The organism is Candidatus Thermoplasmatota archaeon (assembly GCA_022848865.1).
Taxonomy (GTDB): Archaea; Thermoplasmatota; Thermoplasmata; order RBG-16-68-12; family JAGMCJ01; genus JAGMCJ01.
Map to the genome: position 1 here is coordinate 1 of JAJISE010000094.1, position 1,854 is coordinate 1,854.

Below are 1,854 nucleotides of genomic sequence, written 5' to 3' on the forward strand. Positions count from 1 at the left end.
GAGCGACTCATCAGCAGGACCGTGGGGGGGAAGGAGAAGGCCGCGTTGGTACTCTTCCTCTCAACAGGAATACACCCGAAGTGCATCGCCTTTCCAGATGAGTACAAGGTCAGCATAGGCGAGTACAGCATGAGCTGGAAGAGGACGAAGAAGAAGACCGGAGGCACCTGTACTCTCTCACTGAGCAGTGCCTTTCGGGAGAGCCGTCACACGATCGAGAAGAAGCTCATGGGAAAGTCAAAGGTCTGGCTATGGACACTCGTAAGCAGGGCTGGAAAACGAATCGGGATGACACTCAACGCACGTCTCTGCCGACACACGGCCCTCTGCAATTTCGTGAGGCTCAACAAGGACATCTTCTACATACGCTCTGCTACGGGGACGACACTAGACACGATATCAGGAATCTACACGATAGGAATCGAGGACAAGAAGCGGATGACCCAGGAGGAGAGGCAATGGCTGGAGTGGCTGATGGAGCCACCGTAGAGGATGAGCGGGGGTGATTGAACGGCAAGGAAAAGGTTATGCCCTGAATGTGGTGGCAGGCTTGCGGTATATAGAACGGAGCCATCGGGAAAAACACGGGACGGCAGGAGATACTATGCCCGATACTGCAACTGTAAGTCCTGCGGGGTTGTGGTCAGGATAACCAGGTATGAGGAATGCCCACCTGAGCAAGAGGCCCAGGCGAATTCCTCTATTGAAGGCGGTGATGAGGCGTGAATGAAGTTTTGAAATCAACGGCTGGAATTGCTTCGAGAACCGCATCAATAAGATTCTCAGAGGCAAGACGCAATCAAACGAAGAGGTTGGGGACTTGTTTGAGGAGACGAAAGATGTCGATGGAAGAGTAGAGTGGGAGCTGGAACGAGACGTATGGACTCAAGGTTCTCCCTGAGTTCGTGTTGAGGTTTGTCCAAAGCCACAGGTAGGTTCTGCACTTGACGCGGAGCTAATCTCGATGTATAGACTCGTGAAGGAGGCCGTCTTCGAGAAGATCCGCAGGAAGGAGGCTCTGGCGGCTGAGAGATCTCAGCCCGAAGAGATCCTCGCATCGTCAGTCCGGTTGACAGAACCGCATCGCTAGTTATTCCATGTGGAATACTCGCTCACTGACAACACGGGAACCAACTCTATGCCGTCAGGGGGAGGAGAAGCCGTACTACCAAGACCCTGTGAGGACGCTCTCTCGATGGGTCAGGGAATCATCGAAGGCGGTGGACAATTCCAGCATATCTTCAGAGACTGTCCTCGTATTCCCGCGTTAGAAGCATGTACAGTGTGCATTGTTGCAGACCCCACCATCGGCATCAACGGCGCGCGCTGCGCTTGCTTGTCAGGTCCCCTCTTCATTCTTTAGCCCGCTCCGACCTTGCTGGTCGCAGAAGTGTATCGATGGAATGATGCTGAGAATCTGGGTGTCTGGCCACTGTCGATATCGTCCACTTCCCGGTTCTCTCCAGTTCCCCCTTGGTCTGGAGACTGGTGCCAGGTCACAAAACGGTGTACCAGAGAACTTATCTAATGCGAGGACAGTCGATTTCGTGCCCGACAGCGATCCGAGAAGGAGTACATCCCTACTTGGCTTTTCAGTTGCAGTCGGTCGTCCAGGGCGGCACATGGAGACTCTGTTCCTCCTGCATGCAGGCGCCGTCCTGGACGTGCACATCGACTAGCCACTCTGTTTGAGTCGGTGATTTCTCAGTGTTCTTGCGGTTGTACGAAGGAAGGCCATTCCGATACTTAGCCCCTCCTATTGCCTGCCAAACAGAATGGTGCAACAAACATATGTGATTCCGCATCTATCGGATATGTCTCGGTTCATAGGGAAGGACGTCGTTTCCCCGAAAC

At 53.6% G+C, this 1,854-nt stretch carries 1 protein-coding gene; it reads left to right on the forward strand.

Annotated features, from left to right (window positions below; genetic code table 11):
- Positions 1–489, forward strand: a 489-nt coding sequence (locus tag LN415_09795) for a hypothetical protein (protein ID MCJ2557378.1), incomplete at its 5' end; no start/stop codon positions are given.
- Positions 490–1,854 lie beyond the last annotated feature (1,365 nt).